Source organism: Promicromonospora sp. NPDC110617 (assembly GCF_055598465.1).
The window spans coordinates 161,928-180,466 of record NZ_JBVKBM010000006.1; the positions used below are offsets into that span (position 1 = coordinate 161,928).

Here is an 18,539-nt window from a genome sequence, read left to right on the forward strand (position 1 = left end):
CTAGGCCGCGCCGCCGCTGGTGGCGGGCTCGTCGGCCGGCTCGTCGGCGGGCTCGGCCGCCGCTCCGTCGGCGGACGCGTCCCCGGCTGCCGCGGCGGACCGGCGTTCCGCCTGGGCGTCGCGCAGCTCCTCGGCGGCGTCGTACCCGAGCGCCGCCTCCGCCGCCTCGTCGGCGAGGGCCAGGCCGGCCGTGCCGTACAGGTGGAACACCGCGTCGGCGCCGTGCCGCTCGAGCTCGGCCGCGTCGTCGTCGTACCGGGCGACGGCCGCGACGGTGCCCTCGAACCCGCTCGCGCGCAGCTGCGACAGCGCGATGAGGTTGGCCGCGTGGAACGGCATGGCGAGGATCGCGAGGCGGACGGCGCCGGCGCTGCGCACCCGGCCCCAGAACTCGATGTCCGTGGCGTCGGCCTGCACCACCGTGAAGCCCTCGCCGCGCAGGGCGGTGACGCGGGTCGGGTCGTGCTCGACGCCCACGACGTCCATGCCGTAGTCGTCGCGGAGCTGCCGGACGGCGCCGCGGCCGACCCGGCCCATGCCGAGCACGAGCGCCTCCGCGCCGGACACGTCGATGAGCCGCTCCTCCCGGTGCAGCCACTCGTTGGGCTTGGACGGGAACCGCTTGGCGAGCGACATCGCGAACTCGTTACCGCGCGTGTTGATCGCGGAGGACAGCACGAAGCTGGCGGCGACGGCGACGGCGAGCACCACGAGCCACTCGTCGTGCAGCAGACCGGTCTGCGAGCCGACCGCCACCACGATGAGGCCGAACTCGGAGTAGTTGGCCAGCACCAGCCCGGACAGGATCGCCGTCCGTTTGCGCAGGCGCATCAGGCGCAGCAGCACGGCCGTGACGATGGCCTGCAGCGGCAGCATGAGCAGCAGGAGGAGCCCGATGATCGCTGCCTGCCAGCTCAGCTCGCCGGAGAAGCCGATCGACACGAAGAAGCCGACGAGCAGGAGCTCCTTGACGGTGAACAGGTTGCGGGACAGCTCGGTGGCGGCGGGGTGGCCGGCCAGCAGCATGCCCATGACGAGCGCGCCGAGGTCGCCCTTGAGCCCGACGGCCTCGAACAGCGCGTAGCCCGGACCGAGTGCCACGGCCACGCCGAACAGCGCCTGCAGCTCGCCGTGGCCCACCCTCGACCACACCTTGCGCAGCAGCCAGGCCCCGGGGATCAGCAGCACGAGGGCGAACGCCCAGGGGCTCGGCGGGTGGTCGGAGGCGACGGACAGGAAGACGACGGCGATCAGGTCCTGCATGACGAGCACGCCGATGGCGATCCGGCCGTACAGGGCGGACTGGTCGGAGCGGCCGTCGAGCACCTTGACCACGAACACCGTGGACGAGAACGACAGGGCGAGCCCGAGGAGCGCGAGGACGCCCAGGCCCTCGCCCGCGAGCATCGAGAAGCCGACCACGCCGAGCAGGCCGAGGAAGCCGACCGCGATCGCGACGCTGACCAGCAGGTGCGCGACGGTGGTGAACCAGACGTCCTTGCGCAGCAGCGTCTTGACGTCGAGCTTGAGGCCGATGCCGAAGAGCAGCAGCGTCACGCCCAGGTCGGCGACGGTCTCGAGGTAGGCCGGCTCCTGGACGCCCGCCGCGTGGAGCGCGAACCCGGCCACCAGGAACCCGACCAGGGGCGGCAGCCGGAGCAGCACCGCACCGAGCCCGGCCGCGACCGTGGCTACCAGGAAGATCGCAGCGGTGGCCATGCCCCGAGTTTAGTTGGCGCGTGTTTCAGGAAACCGCCGCCGCGGCACGGAGTGCGGGTGAAAGGGTGCCCTTGTCCTCGACGGTCACGCCCTCCAGGTTGAGCCACCTGGCCATGGCCTGCAGCTCGTGCGCCAGCCGGGCCGGCGTGTGGTCCGTCAGCGTCGGCTCGGCATGCGCCGACTGGACGCGCAGCACGCCCGCGGCGCGGTCGGCCTTGAGGTCCACGCGGGCCGTGAGCTGCGCGTCCTCGAGGAACGGGAGCACGTAGTACCCGTCGGTGCGCTGGGCGGCCGGGGTGTAGATGCCGATCCGGTAGCGCATGCCGAACAGGCGCTCCAGGCGGGTGCGCTCCCAGACCAGCGGGTCGAACGGGGCGAGCAGGGCCTGCCCTGCCGCGCGCCGCGGACGGGCGGCGTCGCGGTGCAGGAACCACTTCTCCGACCCGCCGGCCACGCGCGCGGGCAGCAGCACGCCGTCCTCGGCGAGCTCGGCCAAGGCCCGGTCCGCGACCGACCCCTTGAGCCGGTAGTAGTCCTTGATGCTGCGCGCGTCGCCGATCCCCTGTGCCCGCGCTCCGAGCTCCAGGAGGGCCTTCTTGGCCTCGACCTCGGGCACCTCGGCCAGGGCTGACGGCGGCAGCACGCGTTCCGGCAGGTCGTAGAGCCGCTCGAACTGCGCGTTGCGCCCGGCCGAGACCACCGCACCGGTGAAGAACAGGTGCTCGACCACGCGCTTCTCGGTGCTCCAGTCCCACCAGGTACCGCGCTTGCGGCGCACCGAGCGCCCCTCGGAGACGAACCGGTCGTGGATCTGGGAGGCCGACAGCGGGCCCTCGGACGCCACGAGGTCGTGCACCTCGCGGACCTGCGGCGCGTCCGGCAGACGCACGCCGTCCAGCTCGCGCCAGTCGTACTCCTCGGCGAACCACCGGCGGCGGAACGCCAGCAGCGGCCAGACGTGCGGGGGCACGTAGGCCGCGACGTGCGCCCAGCTCTCCACGAGCCGGCGGTCAGCCGCCGCGCCCCGCGTCGAGCGCCGGGCGTGCCGGCCCGACACCGTGGCCCGGTCCAGCAGGTCGGTGTCGTACGGCCCCAGCCGGGAGAACAGCGGCAGCAGGTGCGCGCGGGCCAGCACGTTCACCGAGTCGATCTGGAACAGGCCGAGCCGGTCGATCACGCCCTGGACGTGCCGCATGGTGCGCGGCCCGTCGGTGCGCGGGCGATGCAGGCCCTGGGCCGCCACGGCGACCCGGCGTGCCTGGTCGAGGGACATCTGGATCGGTTGCACGGCCCCATCCTGCCGCGCACCACTGACACTGGCCGCCGCCCGCCGGCCCTCCGACGTGTCAGACGGACAGATCCCTCGGGTGACCTGTACGTCTGACACATGTGTGGGGCTGTGGACAACCGGCGGCGGTGCGCGGCGGCGGGCAGGGTGGGCAGGTGCGTCCCGTCCGTGAGCTCGCTCGCCTCCTGCTGCCCGTCGCCTGCCCGTGCGGCGAGCCCGACGTGCCCTGGTGCGCCCGGTGCGCGGCCCTCCTGGCCGTTCCGTTCGCGCGGGTCGAGCACGGTGCGCCCCGCCTGGACCGGCTCGACGGCGTGCCGCCGGTGCCCGTGTGGGCGCTGACGCCGTACGCCGGCCCGGTGCGCGACGTCGTCGTGCACTGGAAGGACCGCGGACGGGCCGACCTCGACCGCCTCCTCGCACCCGCGCTCCGCCGCGCCGTCGCCCACCTCGGGCCGGTGCTCTCCCCCGCCTGCGGCGCACCGCTCGCGGTCGTGCCGGTGCCGTCCACGGGGGCCGCGCGCCGGGCGCGCGGCCGCGAGCCCGTGGCCGTCCTGGCGCGGGCGGTGGCCACGGGGCTGCACGACGGCGGTGTGCCCGCCCGCGTGGTGCCCGCCCTCGCCCGGACCGGTCGCGGACGGGACCAGGTGGGCCTCGGCGCGCGGGCCCGCGGGCGCAATCTGAGCGGTTCCGTCCGCATGACGAGACGCGGGGCGCGGGCGCTCGGACAAAGATCGATGTGCATTCTTGTGGACGACGTGCTCACGACCGGCGCGACCCTCGCCGCCGTCGAACGAGCCCTCGAGGAGTGCGGGCACGACGTCCTGGGAGCAACCGTGCTGGCAGCGACCCCGGCTCCCGGGAGGCGGGGCTCAGATCGCGGAAACGTGAGCGTCGGGTGAAAGCGACGTTCCGATCCGAACCTCAAAGTGTGACAGATCTGTGTCGTCTTGTTCACCGTTGATTGGGACTGTCGTTACCCAGGCGACAGAGTTAGCCTGAACGTCCCACGCAAGATCCGAGGCCCGACGAAGTTGTCGGGCGCCGCGACGGGAGGTGGTTCGTGCCCGGCACCAGCAGGGGGTGCCAGACCCAGTAGAGGAGGGCGCACGCCGCCGGCAAGGGACGGCGTGGCCCAGTGTTCCCGGAGCGGAGATACGCACATGGAAATTGTCGTTGTCGGCAGGCACACGGACGTGGCAGACCGTTTTCGCCAGCACGTGGAGGACAAGCTCGCCAAGGTGGAGCTGCTGTCCCCCTACGTACGCCGGGTGGATGTGGAAGTCACGCACGAGAACAACCCGCGGCTGTCCGAGAACCGCGAGCGCGTCGAGCTCACGCTGCGCGCCAAGGGCCCGGTGATCCGCGCCGAAGCTGCGGCAGACGACCGCTTCGGCGCCCTGGACCTCGCGATCGACAAGCTGAACGAACGACTCCGCCGAGCCCGGGACCGTCGCAAGGACCACCGGAACAACAAGGTGCTCGCCCCCGTGGACGTGCGCCCGCTCGACGAGATCCTGACCGACGGCGGCTCCGGCGGACCCGAGCCCCAGATCTCGACCCCGGCAGCGCTGGCCGCGCCGGGTGACTCCGTGGAGACCACGATCGGCGACTCGCCCGTGGTGATCCGCCAGAAGCTGCACCACGCCGACCCGATGACCCTCGACGACGCGGTCTACGAGATGGAGATGGTGGGCCACGACTTCTACCTCTTCATCGACAAGGAGACGTCGCGCCCGTCGGTGCTCTACAAGCGCAAGGGCTGGTCGTTCGGTGTGATCCAGCTCGACAACCCGTGCGGCGGCGCCCCGGTCACCGACCTGACGTAGCGAGCAGCCCGGGTAGGCGCAGCCGAGAACAGGACGGCGGCGAGGCGGATGCGGTTCCGCCTCGCCGCCGTCCTGTTTCCCGCGCCTGGACCGCGCGTGGCCGGTCGGCCCGGGTCGGGTCGGCCCGGTCTGCTCAGCCCGGGTAGGCGACGAGGTCCACGTCCTCCGCGATCGGCTGCCAGACGCCGGTCTCCTCGTGCTCCAGGTCGCCGTCCTCGGTGAGCACGAGGATCCCCTGCTCGGAGACGCCCGCAGCGATCTGCTCCACGTCGGTGAGCCCCGGGAGCTGGCGCGACTGCCCGGCGGTGCCGGCCAGGCCGCCGACACCCGCGTTCCAGACGGAGGACGCGCCCTGACCGTTCCGGGTCAGGAGGGCGAGCGTCGTGAGCCCTGCCCAGCGGGCCTCCACGACGTCGGCCACCGGCGCGGCGACCGAGAGCGCCGCGGCCAGGCTGACCGGGACGTTCTCGGCGTCGCGCACGATGCCCGCGACCTGCACCTGCCGGCCGGACGGCGTCTCGCTGACGACCGCGATGCGCGAGCCCTCCGGCGACACCGACACGCTGATCACCCGGCGGCCCTTGAGCCACTCGGGCTTCAGCTCGACCACGTCGAGCGCGTCCGTCGCGACCCGCAGCTCGCCCGCGTCGCCGCTGGTCCACGTGTTGCCGTACTTGTCCACCGACGGCGCCGCCAGGTCGGACCCCTCCAGGACCGGCACCGGGCCCTCGCCGTCGTCGAGGGAGAGGTTGACGATCCGGTCCGTGCCGTCGCGCACCACGATGGGCGTGGTCCCGGGGCTGACGGCGAGCGCGGTCGGGTCGATCCCCGACAGGTCGATGGACACGTCGTGCTCGACGAGCCGGCCGTCGTCCACCCGGTACAGCTTGTCGTCCTTGAGCACGATCGCCTGGGCGATCGTCACCGGGAGGTCCACGTTGGCCGCGTCGACCGACAGCCGGTTCTGGTTGCTGAACAGCTCGACGGGGACCACCCGGCCGGCGCCCTCGGAGAGGGTCGCGGAGAGCTGCGCCGCGATGACCGCGCGCTGCGCCGCCGGCACCTCGCTGATCTGCTCGGTGAGGCGGATCGGCACGACGTCGGCGTCGTCCCTGCCCGGGACGGACTGCGAGACGAGCCCGGTCCCGTCCGGCACCAGCGACTGCGTGGCGCCCTGGAGCCACTCGGGCGGCCCGGCGAGGATCTGCTCCACGGCCACCTTCTGCCACAGCCGGCGCGGGAACCAGCGCAGGTCGGGCACCAGGGTCGTGATCTCGTTCGCGCTCGGGAAGTACAGCCGCGTGGCCCGGTACTGGTTGGCGAAGAGGTTGGCGGGCACGAGCACGCCGTTGTCGAGTGCCGAGATGCGCCACTCGCCGCCCACCATGACGAGCGTGAACCGGTAGCCGACCTCCCGCGGGCTGCCCACCTCGGTGTAGGCGCCGGCGCTGTCCAGGGTCGCGATGGTCGTCGCCCGGACGACGATCTCCACCGTGTCGGTGGTCCCGAGGTCGATCTCCTCCTCGAGCGGCTCCGGCAGCGGCGCCTCGCGGACGACGCGCACCGCCTCGTCCGGGTCCCAGGCGTCCGCGACCTCGCTGGTCAGGAACTCCCGGGCGGTCTGGAACTCCTTGGGCGACGTCGCCGCAGCCGCTGCCGCGCCCAGAAAGCCCGACACGATCGCCTGCGGCTCCGTGCCGGACATGGGCCCGCGCGGCAACATCGCGATGCCGGCCTGGGGCTCGACGGGCGCCGTGCCCACCCGGACGGGGCCGGAGGTGGGGATCTGGGCGCAGGCCCCGAGCCCGACGGCGGCGAGCAGGGCGACGACGACGGCGACCGCCGTGTTCGCTGGCCTACGCATCAGTGCACCTCCAGGTCGGTCGTCGCGGGTCTCGGTCCGGTGCGCTCGCCGTGCTCGTCCAGACCGTGGTCGGACAGGTCCGGGATCTGCGTCGGGGTCGGCCCGGCGGACGGGTGCACCACGGGGATCTGACCGGTGCGCACGCCGGGCCCGTGCGACACGGGCGCCATGGTCACCGGCGGCTCCTCCACCTGGACGCCCGCGCTGCGTGGGAGCGTGAGGCGGAAGCTGGCCCCCTGCCCGGGGCGGCCCCAGGCGTCGAGGCGGCCCGCGTGCAGGTGGGCGTCCTCCAGGGCGATCGCCAGACCCAGGCCGGAGCCGCCCGTGGTGCGGGCGCGCGCCGGGTCGGCCCGCCAGAACCGGTCGAACACGTGCTCGACCTCCTGCTTGGTCATGCCGACGCCGTAGTCGCGCACCACGACCGCCACCGCGCGGTCGTTCTCCGCGACGGTGACCTCGACCGGGCGCTCCTCGGCGTGCTCGATCGCGTTGACCACGAGGTTGCGCAGGATGCGCTCGATCCGGCGCGGGTCGAAGTCGGCCGCGGCGTCGCCGTCGGGCAGGCGCACCGAGACCCGGACGTCCTTGGTCTCCGCCAGCGGGGCGGCCTGCTCCACCACGGACATGACCAGGTCGCCCAGGTCGCGGCGCTCGGCGTCGAGCACCGCGGCGCCGGCGTCGAACCGGCTGATCTCCAGCAGGTCGGCCAGCAGCGACTCGAACCGGTCGATCTGGCCCAGCAGCAGCTCGGCGGAACGGCTGGCGTCCGCATCCATCTGGTCACGCGACTCGTGGATGATCTCGCTCGCCATCCGGATGGTCGTCAGCGGCGTGCGCAGCTCGTGCGACACGTCGGAGACGAACCGCCGCTGCATCGCGGAGAGCTCCTCCATGCGCCGGATCTGGTCCTGCAGACTGTCGGCCATCTCGTTGAACGACCGCGCCAGGCTCGCCATCTCGTCCGCGCCGCGCGCGCCGGGCATGCGTTCCGAGAGGTGCCCCTCGGCGAGGCGCTCCGCCACGGTCGCGGCCCGCGTCACCGGCGTCACCGTCTGCCGGGCCATCGTCCACGTGACGACGCCGAGCAGGGCCAGCATCCCGAACCCGCCCGCGAGCAGCACGCGGTGGACGAACGACAGCGTCTCCTGCTCGGGCTCCAGGGAGTAGAGGTAGTAGATCTCGTAACGGGCGTCGGGCGCGGCCTGGACCGTGGAGCCCACGATGACGCCCGGCCGGACCACGCCCGGGTCGTCCGCCGCCGGGATGCCGACCGCCTGCAGCACCTGGTCGTCCTCGGAGGCGATGTTCGCCCGGCGCAGCTCGTCGGTGATGACCACGTCCGTCAGGTCACCCCGGGACACGACGTCGGACACCTGCGCGGTGCCGCCGGGCTCCTGCAGCAGGAAGTAGTCCTGCGCGGTGGAGCCGCTGGTGGCGCTGAGCGTCGAGACCGTGTCGTTGAGCAGGCTCTGCAGGTCGCCGTTCGACGTCGTCGCGGAGTTCGAGAAGTTCTCCGAGACCAGGGCCGTCAGCGCGGCGGCCTCGCGGTCGATCGCGGCGAGCCGCTGCTCGTAGATCCCGTCCCGCACCGACGTCGACAGGTACAGCCCGAGCACGGCGATCGCCGCCAGGCCGATCGCGAGCGCGGTGGTGACGACCCGCAGCTGCAGCGAGGAGCGCCACTGCGCGATCCCGCGGCGGGTGGCCCGGACCGTGACCACCCGGGCCCGTGAGACCACTCGGCGAAGCCGCGCGGCCAGGCCGGACGGCATCAGCGTGTCGCGCCCGCCTTGTAGCCGACACCGCGCACCGTCAGCACGATCTCCGGGTTCTCCGGGTCACGCTCGATCTTGGAGCGCAGGCGCTGCACGTGCACGTTGACCAGGCGCGTGTCGGCGCTGTGCCGGTAACCCCACACGCGCTCCAGCAGCACCTCGCGCGTGAAGACCTGCCACGGCTTGCGGGCCAGCGCCACGAGCAGGTCGAACTCGAGCGGGGTGAGCGCGATGCGCTCGCCGTCGCGCATGACGGTGTGGCCCGTGACGTCGATCTCGACGTCACCCACGACCAGGCGCTCCGGGCCCGGGTCCTCGCTGCGGCGCAGGCGCGCCTTGATCCGGGCGACGAGCTCCTTGGGCTTGAACGGCTTGGACACGTAGTCGTCGGCACCGGACTCGAGGCCCACCACCACGTCGAGCGTGTCCGACTTGGCCGTCAGCATGATGATCGGCACGCCCGACTCGGCGCGGATCTCGCGGCAGACCTGGACGCCGTCCTTGCCGGGCAGCATGAGATCGAGCAGCACGAGGTCGGGCTGATGGGTCCGGAACATGCCCAGCGCGGAGTCCCCGTCGGCACAGAAGATCGCCTCGATGCCCTCGCCCTTGAGGACGATGCCGATCATCTCCGCCAGTGCTGTGTCGTCGTCGACGACAAGAACTCGTACCTTCATGCCCTCCAGTGTGCCAGCCCGGTCCAGCAAACCCGGCCTTGTGCGCCCCGACCTGGCGTGTTCGGCACAGGTTCACCCGGTGGGGGTATGCCGGAGGCCGCGGGAGCACCGCACCCCGGTACGGGGGAAAACCCCCGGAGAACCCGGCGGTCGACCCCATGTCGCCGGCACCCCGCGAGGGGCGAACCTGGCACCATGACAACCATGACCGCCGACCGGCTCGCACCCGCCGCCGTCCCGGACGGCGCCGCGCGGCCCGGCCCCGGCTTCCTCACCGCACCGTTCTCGGCCCGCACCTGGCGCGAGCAGGGCTACCTGACGCTGGTGCTCCTGCTGGCCCCGTTCGCCCTGACCTACACGCTCTTCGCGGTCAGCTTCACCGCCGGCATCGCCGTCACGGTGGTCGGGCTGTTCGTGGCCGGGGCGGTCGTGGCCGGGGGCCGCGGCTGGGGCTCGATGTACCGCGGCCTCGCCCGCGACCTGCTCGACCTCGACGTCGCCGTGCCCGCCCCGTACGTGCGGCCGCGCGGCTTCTGGCGCACGATCGGCTCCCTGATCGGCGACGCCACCGGCTGGCGCGCCCTGCTGTTCATGTTCGTCACGTTCCCGCTCGCCATCCTGTCCTTCGTCACGAGCATCACGTTCCTGGTCACCGGCCTCGGCGGCCTCACCTACTGGTTCTGGTACCGGTACCTGCCGGAGCAGACCGGCAGCGACGGCGCACTGCACCGCGGGGCGCAGTTCGGCGACGCCTACTTCCTGGACACGCCCCCGCGCCTGGCCCTCGCCGCGCTCGCCGGCCTGCTCCTGCTCTTCTGCTGGCCGTGGATCACGCGGATGTTCGCCCTGCTCTTCCGCGTGCTCACCACCGGCCTGCTGAGCCCCACGCGGGCCAGCCTGCGGGTCGCCGAGCTGGAGCGGTCCCGCACCGGCACCGTGGACGACGCCGACGCCCGCCTGCGCCGCATCGAGCGCGACCTGCACGACGGCACCCAGGCCCGCCTGGTCGCCGTGGCCATGCAGCTCGGCGAGGCGCGCGAGCAGCTCGCCGACGGCGGCGACGCCACCCAGGCCGCCGAGCTGGTCGACACCGCGCACGAGTCGACCAAGGAGGCGCTCACCGAGCTGCGCGAGCTGGCCCGGGGCATCCACCCGCCGGCGCTCGACAGCGGCCTCGGCGTGGCCCTGGAGACCCTCGCGGCGCGGTCGGCCCTGCCCGTCACCGTCGACGTGGACCCGAGCGTGGAGGCGGACGGCCGCCTGGCCCCGGCGCTGGAGTCGATCGCCTACTTCAGCGTGGCCGAGCTCGTCACGAACGCGGCCAAGCATGCCCGCGCCTCGGGCGTGTACGTGCTGGTCGAGTCCGTGGGCGGAGCCGGCGACGCCGGGGCGGCGCTCCGGATCCGCGTGCGCGACGACGGCCGCGGCGGCGCCGTGGTCGTCGCGCCCGACGGCTCGGGACTGCGGTCCGGGCTGGCCGGTCTGGCCGACCGGGTGCGGTCCGTCGACGGCACGTTCGACCTGTCCAGCCCGGTCGGCGGGCCTACGGTGGTCACCGTGACCCTGCCCACCCCCGGCCCGTCCGGACGCGCGTGACCAGCCCGGCCGACCCGACGCCGGGCGCCGACCCGACGCCGGGCGCCCCGACGCCCGGCACCGGCACCGCCCTGCGCGTGCTCATCGCGGAGGACTCGGCGATCCTGCGCGACGGCCTCGCCGCGCTCCTGACGCGGCGGGGCCACACCGTGACCGGCGTCGAGGACGGGAACGCGCTGGAGCGGGAGGTCGCGCGCGCCGCCCGCGAGGACTCGCTGCCCGACGTCGTGGTGGCTGACATCCGCATGCCGCCCACCTTCACCGACGAGGGACTGCGGGCCGTGCTGAGCCTGCGCGCCCGGCATCCGCGCCTGCCCGTGCTGCTGTTCTCGCAGTATGTGGAGACCCGCTACGCGAGCCGGCTCCTGGCCGGCGACGCGCGCGGCGTGGGCTACCTGCTCAAGGACCGGGTGGCCGACGTGCGCGACTTCGTCGACGCGCTCGGCCGCGTGGCGCGCGGTGCCACGGTGCTGGATCCCGAGGTCGTCACGCAGCTCATGGGCTCCGCCCGCGAGGACACCGCCCTGGAGCGCCTGTCGGCCCGGGAGCGCGAGGTGCTGGGCCTCATGGCGCAGGGCCGGTCCAACAAGGCCGTCGCGGACCTGCTGCACCTGTCGGCCGGGGCGGTCGAGAAGAACGTCGCGGCCATCTTCACCAAGCTGGACCTGCCGCAGGACGCCGCCGACCACCGCCGGGTCCTGGCCGTGCTCCGGCACCTCGGCGTGTGACCGCCGTCGGAGCCGGCCACCGAAAGCGATAGACCCCCTAACGGTTCTTGTCTACGATGTGTCCGATTCGGCATGGACCGGATGAACCGGACAAGTGGACAGGGGAGATCTATGGGCAGAACGCAGAGGTTGCGCCTCGCAGCCATGGCGGCCGCCGTGACCGTCACGGCGACGGTGGCCGTCGTCCCGACGGCGTGGGGCGTGACCGCCACCGGCGCGTCGGTGGCCCGGGCGGCCAGGACCGCCGACACCGGGATCGTGTCGACCGTCGCGCCGGTCCTGAAGGCGGACGGCGCCGCCCGGCGCACCTACTCCGCCCAGGAGATGCAACGGGTGGACGCCGAGGGCGGGGACCCCGCCGTGCTGGAGTACTGGACGGAGGAGCGGATGGCGGCGGCGAAGCCGCTGGACGCACCCGGCGACCCCGCGCTCGTCGAGAAGATGGCCAAGGGCGTCGCGACTGAGCTCATGGCCGGCACCACGGTGGGCCGTGCGGGTGACCTCCCGGCCACCCGGCTGGGCGACGGCGCCTCGGCGGGCACGACCGTGACCCGCCCGGTGGCACCCGAGAAGGCCTCGGCCGGCGGGGCGCAGACCCAGTCGATCAACACGTTCCCGATCAGCACCGGCAAGCTCTTCATCGGCGGCTACGGGAGCGGGAGCTACTGCTCGGCGGCGACGATCAACACCAAGTCGAAGCGGGTCGTGATCACCGCGGGGCACTGCGTGCACGAGGGCCGGGGCGGCACCTGGCACAGCAACCTGGTCTTCGTGCCGAGGTACGACGGCACCGCGGCCGACCCGACGCCCTACGGGACGTTCCAGGCGCGCACCCTGCACACCTTCAAGACCTGGGTGCAGAAGGGCGGCACCGCGCAGGGCTGGTACCGCGACGTCGGGATGATCACGACGTTCGCGAACGAGGCGGGGCAGCGCGTGGTCCCTGCCGTCGGCGGCAACGGGCTGAAGATCGACCAGTACTACCGCTGGCCGGTGAAGGTGTTCGGCTACCCGTCCAACCGTGACTACGGCGAGGTGCTGTGGGGCTGCCAGGGCATGACCCGCAAGAGCGGCGTCGCGGCCCGCACCTCGCTGATCAGCGGGTGCAACTTCGGCACCGGCTCCTCCGGCGGCCCGTGGGTGTGGCACTACAGCGACAAGACCCGCCTGGGCTACGTCCGCGGGGTCACCTCGTACGGGACCCCGCAGAACCGGTCCATCGGCGCGCCGCACTTCGACAGCGCGGTGCACCAGCTCGCCGTCCAGACCAACGGCTGAGAACGCCGCGGATGAGCAGCAGCGCCCGGCCGCCTCGTGCGGCCGGGCGCTGCTGTCGTCGGCTCAGAGCCGGCCGGCGGCCTTGAGGGCCAGGTACTCGTCCGCGAGCCGCGGCGCGAGGTCGTCCGGCAGCGCCTCGACGACGTCGGCCCCGTAACGGCGCAGCATCGTGGTGACCGCGGTGCGCTCCAGGTCACCGCGGGCGGCGGCCGCGGCGTCGTACACGTCGGCCACCGTCTCGCGGCCGGCGCGCAGCGCCGCCACCTCCTCGTCCGCGACGGAGGCGACGACCACGGTGTGGTCGCGGGCGAGCTGGTCCACGACGGGCAGCAGGCCGTTCTCCACCGCCGCCGGGTCCAGGGTCGTGAGCAGCACCACGAGCGCGCGCTGCGTCATCCGGGTGCGTACCTGCGCCACCACGCCCGGCCAGTCCGTCTCCAGCAGCACCGGGTCCACGGTGGCCAGCGACTCGGCCAGGGCCGGCATGAGCCGGGGCCCGGCGGCGCCCGCCACCCGCGCCCGCACGGTGCGGTCGAACGCCACGAGCTCCACGCGGTCGCCCGCGTGCCCGGCCAGCGCCGAGAGCAGCAGCGCCGCCTCGATGCTCGCGTCCAGGCGCGGCGCGCCCGTCGAGTCGGCCGCGCCCACGCGGGCCGCGGCCGTGCGGCCGGTGTCCAGGACGATCAGCACGCGCCGGTCACGCTCGGGGCGCCAGGTGCGCACCACCACCTCGCGGCGGCGGGCGGTGGCCCGCCAGTCGATCGAGCGGACGTCGTCACCCACCACGTACTCCCGCAGCGAGTCGAACTCCGTGCCCTCGCCGCGGATCTGCACGGCCGCGCGGCCGTCCATCTCCCGCAGCCGCGCCAGGCGCGACGGCAGGTGCTTGCGGCTGGCGAACTCCGGCAGCACGCGCAGCCGGCCGGGGACGGGCAGCGTCACCTGGCGGCCGGCCAGGCCGAGCGGCCCGAGGCTGCGGACGGTCACGCCGCCCGCCGCCCGGTCGCCGCGGCGCGTCGGCACGAGGACGGTCGGCAGGCGCGCGGCCTCGCCGTCGGGCAGGTCCACGTGATGGCGCCCCGGCCCGCCCGACGCCGGGCGCACGCGCTCGGACCTGCCCCGCCCCGGACCGGCACCGGCCGACGGGCCCCACGCGTCCCGGACGACCGCCCGCAGGCGCCGGCCGGAGGCGTTGCGGACCACGAGCTCGCTCGTCGCCTCGGAGCGCAGCCGGACCGACGCCGGCACACGCCGCTGCACCGCCACCCGGCGCGGCGACGCGGCCAGGACGATGTCGGCCACGCACACCAGGACCACGAACGTGGCCCAGACCAGCACCGTCCCGTCGGCCGGCAGGAGCAGCACGGGCACCACGCCGAGGCCCATCAGGGCGGCGGCCCGCCACGTCACGACCATGCGGGCCTCAGCGCGGCACGGGCACGGAGGCCAGCACCGTGTCCAGCACGCCCTCGGCGGTGACACCCTCGAGCTCGGCCTCGGCGCGCAGCTGCACGCGGTGCCGGAGCGTCGGGTGGGCCAGCGCCTTGATGTCGTCCGGCGTCACGAACGAGCGGCCCGACAGCCACGCCCAGGCCCGCGCCGTGCGCAGCAGCGCGGTGGCGCCACGCGGCGAGACGCCGAGCGAGAGCGACGGCGAGAACCGCGTGGCGCGGCAGACGTCGACGGCGTAGCCCAGCACCTCGCGGGAGACCTGGACGCGGGCGACCTCGGCGCGGGCGCGCTCCAGCACCCCGGCGTCGGCCACGGGCGTCACACCGGCGGCGGCCAGGTTGCGGGGGTCGAACCCGGCGGCGTGCCGGGCCAGGACCTCCACCTCCTGGTCCCGCTCGGGCAGCGGCAGCACGAGCTTGAGCAGGAACCGGTCGAGCTGGGCCTCGGGCAGCGGGTAGGTGCCCTCGTACTCGACGGGGTTCTGGGTGGCGATGACCAGGAACGGGTCCGGCAGCGGACGCGGCGTGCCGTCCACCGACACCTGACGCTCCTCCATCGCCTCCAGGAGGGACGCCTGGGTCTTCGGGGGCGTGCGGTTGATCTCGTCCGCCAGCACCAGGTTGGTGAACACGGGGCCCTCGCGGAACGAGAACTCGGCCGTGCGCGCGTCATAGACGAGCGAGCCCGTCACGTCACCCGGCATGAGGTCGGGCGTGAACTGGATCCGCTTGGTGTCCAGCTTCAGCGCCGCCGCGAGGGTGCGGACCAGCAGCGTCTTGGCGACGCCCGGCACACCCTCCAGGAGCACGTGCCCCTGGCACAGCAGGGCGATGAGCAGGCTGGTCACGGCGGCGTCCTGCCCGACGACGGCCTTGCCCACCTCCGTGCGGACCGCCGCGAGGGCGGAGCGGAGCTCCTGCGACGGAGCGGGCGGCTGGGCCGGGGCGGGCGCCGGCGCGGGCTCGGCGTCGCCCTGGCCGTCGACCGGCACGGTCTGCACGGTCTGGGCGGACGCCGGCTCCGCGGCGGGCTGTTGGGGGAAGGCTGGTTCGGTCACGGTCGGTGGACCTCGCTCTCCAGGGTGTCGAGTCGGCGCGCGAGCTCGGCGAGCGCGGCGTCGTCAGCGGGCGGTGGGCCGTAGAGCAGGTCTGCCACCTGCTGCGACGGGCGGTTCGTGGCGGCCACGACGGCGTCGACCACGGTGTTGGCGTCGGACGAGCGGGCCAGGCCGAGGCGCGAGGCGATCCGGTCGGCCGACGCGGCCCGGAGGCCGGCGGCGGCGTGCCCGCGGGCGCGGGCGGCCCGGTACAGGCGGGCGCGACCGCGCGTGGCCTCGGCCGAGCGGACGAGCACCGGCAGGTCCTCGACGATCAGCGGCCCCATGCGCCGCACGCGCCAGAGAGCGAGCAGCACGGCGGCGAGCAGCGCCACCAGGGCGACCGGCGCGGAGCCGGGCGGCATGACCGCGTTCACCTGGCCACGGTCTGCGGGGGTGGGCTCGTCGCTGCCGGTGCTGACGTCCATCGGGTCGGGGACCAGCCAGACGAGGTCCTCGTTCTGGCCGAGCATCCACAGCGCGAGCGCCGAGTTGCCCTCCGTGAGGACGGTGCCGTTGCGGAGCACCGAGGGGTCGCTGACCACGGTCACGGAGCGGTCCGGGAAGTCGAGGCGGGCGTAGGCGAACCCACCGGCACCGTCCGGCCAGCACAGGACCGGCCGCACCTTGTCGCCCGCCCCGGACGCGTCGTGCAGGCCGGGCGCCAGCGTGACCGCGCCCGCGGCCTGTGCCGCCGGGTCGTCGCACTGCGGCTCGACCGGGTCGGGCCGCTCGCCGTACGTGATGTCGAGCTTGTCGCGGCTCACGCCCGCGACCATGCTGTAGTCCGGGGCGAGGACGACGAGGTCGGCGCCCGTGCGGTTGAGCGCGGAGACCTGGTCGTCCGCGAAGAACGACGGGTTGGGCGTGACCAGGAGCGTGCTGTCCGGTCCGGCCGCGGCGACGGCGTCCGCCACGGAGGTGACGTGCGTGACGCGCACGCCCTGGTCCTCGAGCACCTCGGCCACGGCCATCGCACCGTCCGCCTCCGGGTTGTCCGGCGCGTAGGACTCGGCGGACGTGGGCGTGCGGACCACCGCGAGGAACAGGACGAACAGGGCGACCGCGGCGAGCACGGTCAGCGGCCAGCGCATCCGCCGCCACCGGCTCGCAGCCCGCGACCGGCCCGTCGTGTCGTCGCCGATGACCACCGGCGGCTCGTCGACCGGGCCCGTGGTCGCGACCGGCGCCGCCGAGGGCGGCGTCGGGGCGGGCGGCGCCGCCGGCGCGTACGGGGAGGGTACCTGCGTGGTCATGCGGACACCCCCGGCTTCTCGTCCACGCTCTCGGTCGCGTCGTCGTGTGCGCCGTCGTGCGCGTCGGGGCGGGAGTCCGTGCCGTTCCCGGTCGCGGGGACGGCGGCGGGCCGGGCCGCGGTGACCTGGGCGTCGAGCTCGCGCAGGGCCGCGTCGTCGGCCGCCGTGGCGACCCGGTCGCCGTACTCGACCCCGTCGAACAGGTCGGCGCCGGAGCGCAGGCCGGCGGCCTGGCCGGGCAGGCGCTCGCCCGCGTCGCCCGCGGCCTCCTGCGCCGTGCGGCCCGGTCGCGGCTCGATGACGACCCGCTCCTCCAGGGACCGGACGACGGCGCGGAAGCGTTCCACGGTCGCGGTCCGCCAGTCGCCCGACGCCGCCGCGGCGTCGGCCGCGGCGCGCATCTGCGCGGCCGTCCGCGCGTCGTCGGCGTCGAGCACCTCGGCCTTGCCCGTCCGGTCGCGGCCGAGCCGCACCGGCCCGGCAATCAGCCACGCGATGGCCAGGACCACCACGGCGGCGATCGCGAGGACGATCCCGAGCTGGGGCCCGGACATCGCGGTGTCGGGCCAGTCGATGCTGTTGAGCCAGTCCATGACCCAGCGGATCACGCGCGAGAGCAGCGACTCGCGCTCCGCGTACTCGGGGCGCTGCAGCTCGCTCGTGAGCCACTCGCGTGCGGTGTCCCGGTCCGGGACGACGGGCAGATCGGCCCTCATGTCACTTGTCCGCCGCGGCTGCGGCCGCGGCCTGCAGCTGCACGTCCAGTCCCTCGCGACGCATCCGGGTGTCGATGTAGAGCAGGGCTGTGACACCCCCGAGGAACAGGACGCTCAGGCCGCCCGTGATGACGTAGGTGACCCCGTAGCTGACGGCCACGGCCACGTCGCTGGCCGACATCATCGCCAGGCCCAGGACGAAGCCGATCGGGAGGGACACGATCTGGCCGATCACGCTCAGGATGATCGAGGTCAGCAGGTAGATGCCGAGCACCCGCCAGAACGAGCCGCGCGTGAGCTTCCAGGCGCGGGTGAAGGTCGCCCAGAAGCCGCCGCCCTCGACCGCGAGCGCGGGCGGCACGAGGATCACGCGGGTGAACGCCCAGACGCCGGCCACCACGAGCCCGGCGAGCACGACGAGCAGGCCGACCACACCGAGTGTCGGGTCCACGGAGAACAGCCCGACGACGATGCCGACGGCGAGCACGTAGGCCACGAGCACGACGAGGGTGCTCAGCAGCGAGAAGCCGATGAGGAACCAGGCCCGCTTGGCGACGCGCCGCCACGCGTCGGACACCGAGATCTTGCGCCCGATGACCGAGTCGCTGACGGAGATGGCCATGACGCCCATGGCCAGGGGCGAGGCGAGCATGAGCAGCAGGCTCGTGCCGAGCAGCGACCCGTAGGTCACCCCCAGCAGGTCCTGCGTGAACCCCATGTCCTGCATGGCCGGGTCGTTCTCGAGCTCCGCGAAGAAGCTGCCCCACAGGTCGGTGAACCAGGTGGTCAGCGGGATGCTGACCAGGGTGCCGATCGCGACGGCGACGACCACGATGATCGCGGTGAGCCCGAGCGTGACGGCGGGGTTGTGCCGCACGGCGCCGAACGCGCCGTCGTACAGCTCGCCCAGGGTGAGCGGGCGCAGCGGGACGATCCCGGGCTTGTCGGCGGCGGGCCGGTAGCCCGGGACGGGGCCGCCCTGCGCGTAGGGGCTGTACTGGCCGTACTGCGTCTGCCCGTACTGGTTCTGCCCGTACTGCCCGGCGGGCGGCGTGCCGTACTGAGGCTGCTCCGGCGCCTTGGGGGCCGACGGGTCGTACCCGGGCGCGTACTGCCCGTACCGCGGCGGCTCGCCCCAGCCGGCGGGCTGGGAGCCTCCGGACTGCGGGGGCGTCGGCTGCGCCGGCTGGTCGGGTGCGCTCTCGGGCGTCGTCATGGGGCGTGCTCCGGGTGTCGTCTGCGGTGATGCCTGTGCGCCGCAACCCTAG

15 protein-coding genes are annotated in these 18,539 nt (G+C 74.0%); 5 read left to right on the forward strand and 10 right to left on the reverse strand.

All coding sequences use genetic code 11. From position 1 onward, the window contains the following. On the reverse strand, nt 1-1,719 hold the full coding sequence (locus tag ACZ7LE_RS26165) for a cation:proton antiporter domain-containing protein (RefSeq protein WP_470406138.1): 1,719 nt from the start codon (nt 1,717-1,719) through the stop codon (nt 1-3). Nucleotides 1,720-1,744: 25 nt separating this feature from the next. Beyond that, entirely contained in the window at nt 1,745-3,007 is a 1,263-nt protein-coding gene (locus ACZ7LE_RS26170; protein ID WP_470406139.1) for a winged helix-turn-helix domain-containing protein, read from the reverse strand. A gap of 155 nt (nt 3,008-3,162) precedes the next feature. Between ACZ7LE_RS26170 and ACZ7LE_RS26175 the strand changes: the two genes are divergently transcribed. Together ACZ7LE_RS26175 and hpf are read left to right on the forward strand one after the other, a co-directional pair. After that, a complete protein-coding gene (locus ACZ7LE_RS26175; RefSeq protein ID WP_470406140.1) occupies nt 3,163-3,906 on the forward strand; it encodes a ComF family protein in 744 nt (247 codons plus the stop codon). A 261-nt stretch (nt 3,907-4,167) separates the two neighbouring features. Beyond that, complete coding sequence (gene hpf, locus ACZ7LE_RS26180; RefSeq protein ID WP_285108301.1) at nt 4,168-4,833, forward strand: ribosome hibernation-promoting factor, HPF/YfiA family; 666 nt, start codon at nt 4,168-4,170, stop codon at nt 4,831-4,833. A gap of 133 nt (nt 4,834-4,966) precedes the next feature. Here the strand turns inward: hpf and ACZ7LE_RS26185 are convergent, their stop codons facing one another. Genes ACZ7LE_RS26185 through mtrA form a run of 3 tightly spaced genes read right to left on the reverse strand, consistent with a single transcriptional unit; the run spans nt 4,967 to nt 9,149 of the window. After that, nucleotides 4,967-6,697, reverse strand: coding sequence for an LpqB family beta-propeller domain-containing protein (locus ACZ7LE_RS26185; protein ID WP_470406141.1), 1,731 nt, complete (start codon nt 6,695-6,697; stop codon nt 4,967-4,969). Continuing rightward, nucleotides 6,697-8,436: an MtrAB system histidine kinase MtrB gene (gene mtrB / locus ACZ7LE_RS26190; protein ID WP_470406142.1), complete on the reverse strand. Its 1,740-nt coding sequence runs from the start codon at nt 8,434-8,436 to the stop codon at nt 6,697-6,699. The genes ACZ7LE_RS26185 and mtrB overlap by 1 nt, the downstream gene beginning before the upstream one ends. Nucleotides 8,437-8,468: 32 nt before the next feature. Then, nucleotides 8,469-9,149, reverse strand: coding sequence for an MtrAB system response regulator MtrA (gene mtrA, locus ACZ7LE_RS26195; RefSeq protein ID WP_026366090.1), 681 nt, complete (start codon nt 9,147-9,149; stop codon nt 8,469-8,471). Nucleotides 9,150-9,344: 195 nt separating this feature from the next. Here mtrA and ACZ7LE_RS26200 point away from each other — a divergent pair, with 195 nt between their 5' ends. From ACZ7LE_RS26200 to ACZ7LE_RS26210, 3 genes are all read left to right on the forward strand, one after another. Next, entirely contained in the window at nt 9,345-10,745 is a 1,401-nt protein-coding gene (locus tag ACZ7LE_RS26200) for a sensor histidine kinase (RefSeq protein WP_470406143.1), read from the forward strand. Nucleotides 10,746-10,816: 71 nt separating this feature from the next. Then, nucleotides 10,817-11,473: a response regulator gene (locus ACZ7LE_RS26205; RefSeq protein WP_470406222.1), complete on the forward strand. Its 657-nt coding sequence runs from the start codon at nt 10,817-10,819 to the stop codon at nt 11,471-11,473. A gap of 111 nt (nt 11,474-11,584) precedes the next feature. Further along, nucleotides 11,585-12,751 (forward strand): trypsin-like serine peptidase, encoded by a 1,167-nt coding sequence (locus tag ACZ7LE_RS26210; protein WP_470406144.1) that lies wholly within the window; start codon nt 11,585-11,587, stop codon nt 12,749-12,751. A 63-nt stretch (nt 12,752-12,814) separates the two neighbouring features. Here ACZ7LE_RS26210 and ACZ7LE_RS26215 read toward each other — a convergent pair whose 3' ends face one another. From ACZ7LE_RS26215 to ACZ7LE_RS26235, 5 genes are read right to left on the reverse strand one after another with little or no spacing between them, the layout of a single operon-like run. Next, the gene (locus ACZ7LE_RS26215; protein ID WP_470406145.1) at nt 12,815-14,167 is read right to left on the reverse strand and encodes a DUF58 domain-containing protein; all 1,353 of its coding nucleotides are present in this window, start codon (nt 14,165-14,167) and stop codon (nt 12,815-12,817) included. Between the two features lie 7 nt (nt 14,168-14,174). Next, a complete protein-coding gene (locus tag ACZ7LE_RS26220; RefSeq protein ID WP_470406146.1) occupies nt 14,175-15,260 on the reverse strand; it encodes an AAA family ATPase in 1,086 nt (361 codons plus the stop codon). Next, nucleotides 15,257-16,555, reverse strand: coding sequence for a DUF4350 domain-containing protein (locus ACZ7LE_RS26225; protein ID WP_470406147.1), 1,299 nt, complete (start codon nt 16,553-16,555; stop codon nt 15,257-15,259). The genes ACZ7LE_RS26220 and ACZ7LE_RS26225 overlap by 4 nt, the downstream gene beginning before the upstream one ends. Then, a complete protein-coding gene (locus tag ACZ7LE_RS26230; protein ID WP_470406148.1) occupies nt 16,552-17,271 on the reverse strand; it encodes a DUF4129 domain-containing protein in 720 nt (239 codons plus the stop codon). Before ACZ7LE_RS26230 ends, ACZ7LE_RS26225 begins: the two co-directional genes overlap by 4 nt. 1 nt (nt 17,272) lies before the next feature. Then, nucleotides 17,273-18,487, reverse strand: coding sequence for a DUF7544 domain-containing protein (locus tag ACZ7LE_RS26235; RefSeq protein WP_470406149.1), 1,215 nt, complete (start codon nt 18,485-18,487; stop codon nt 17,273-17,275). Nucleotides 18,488-18,539: the final 52 nt, after the last annotated feature.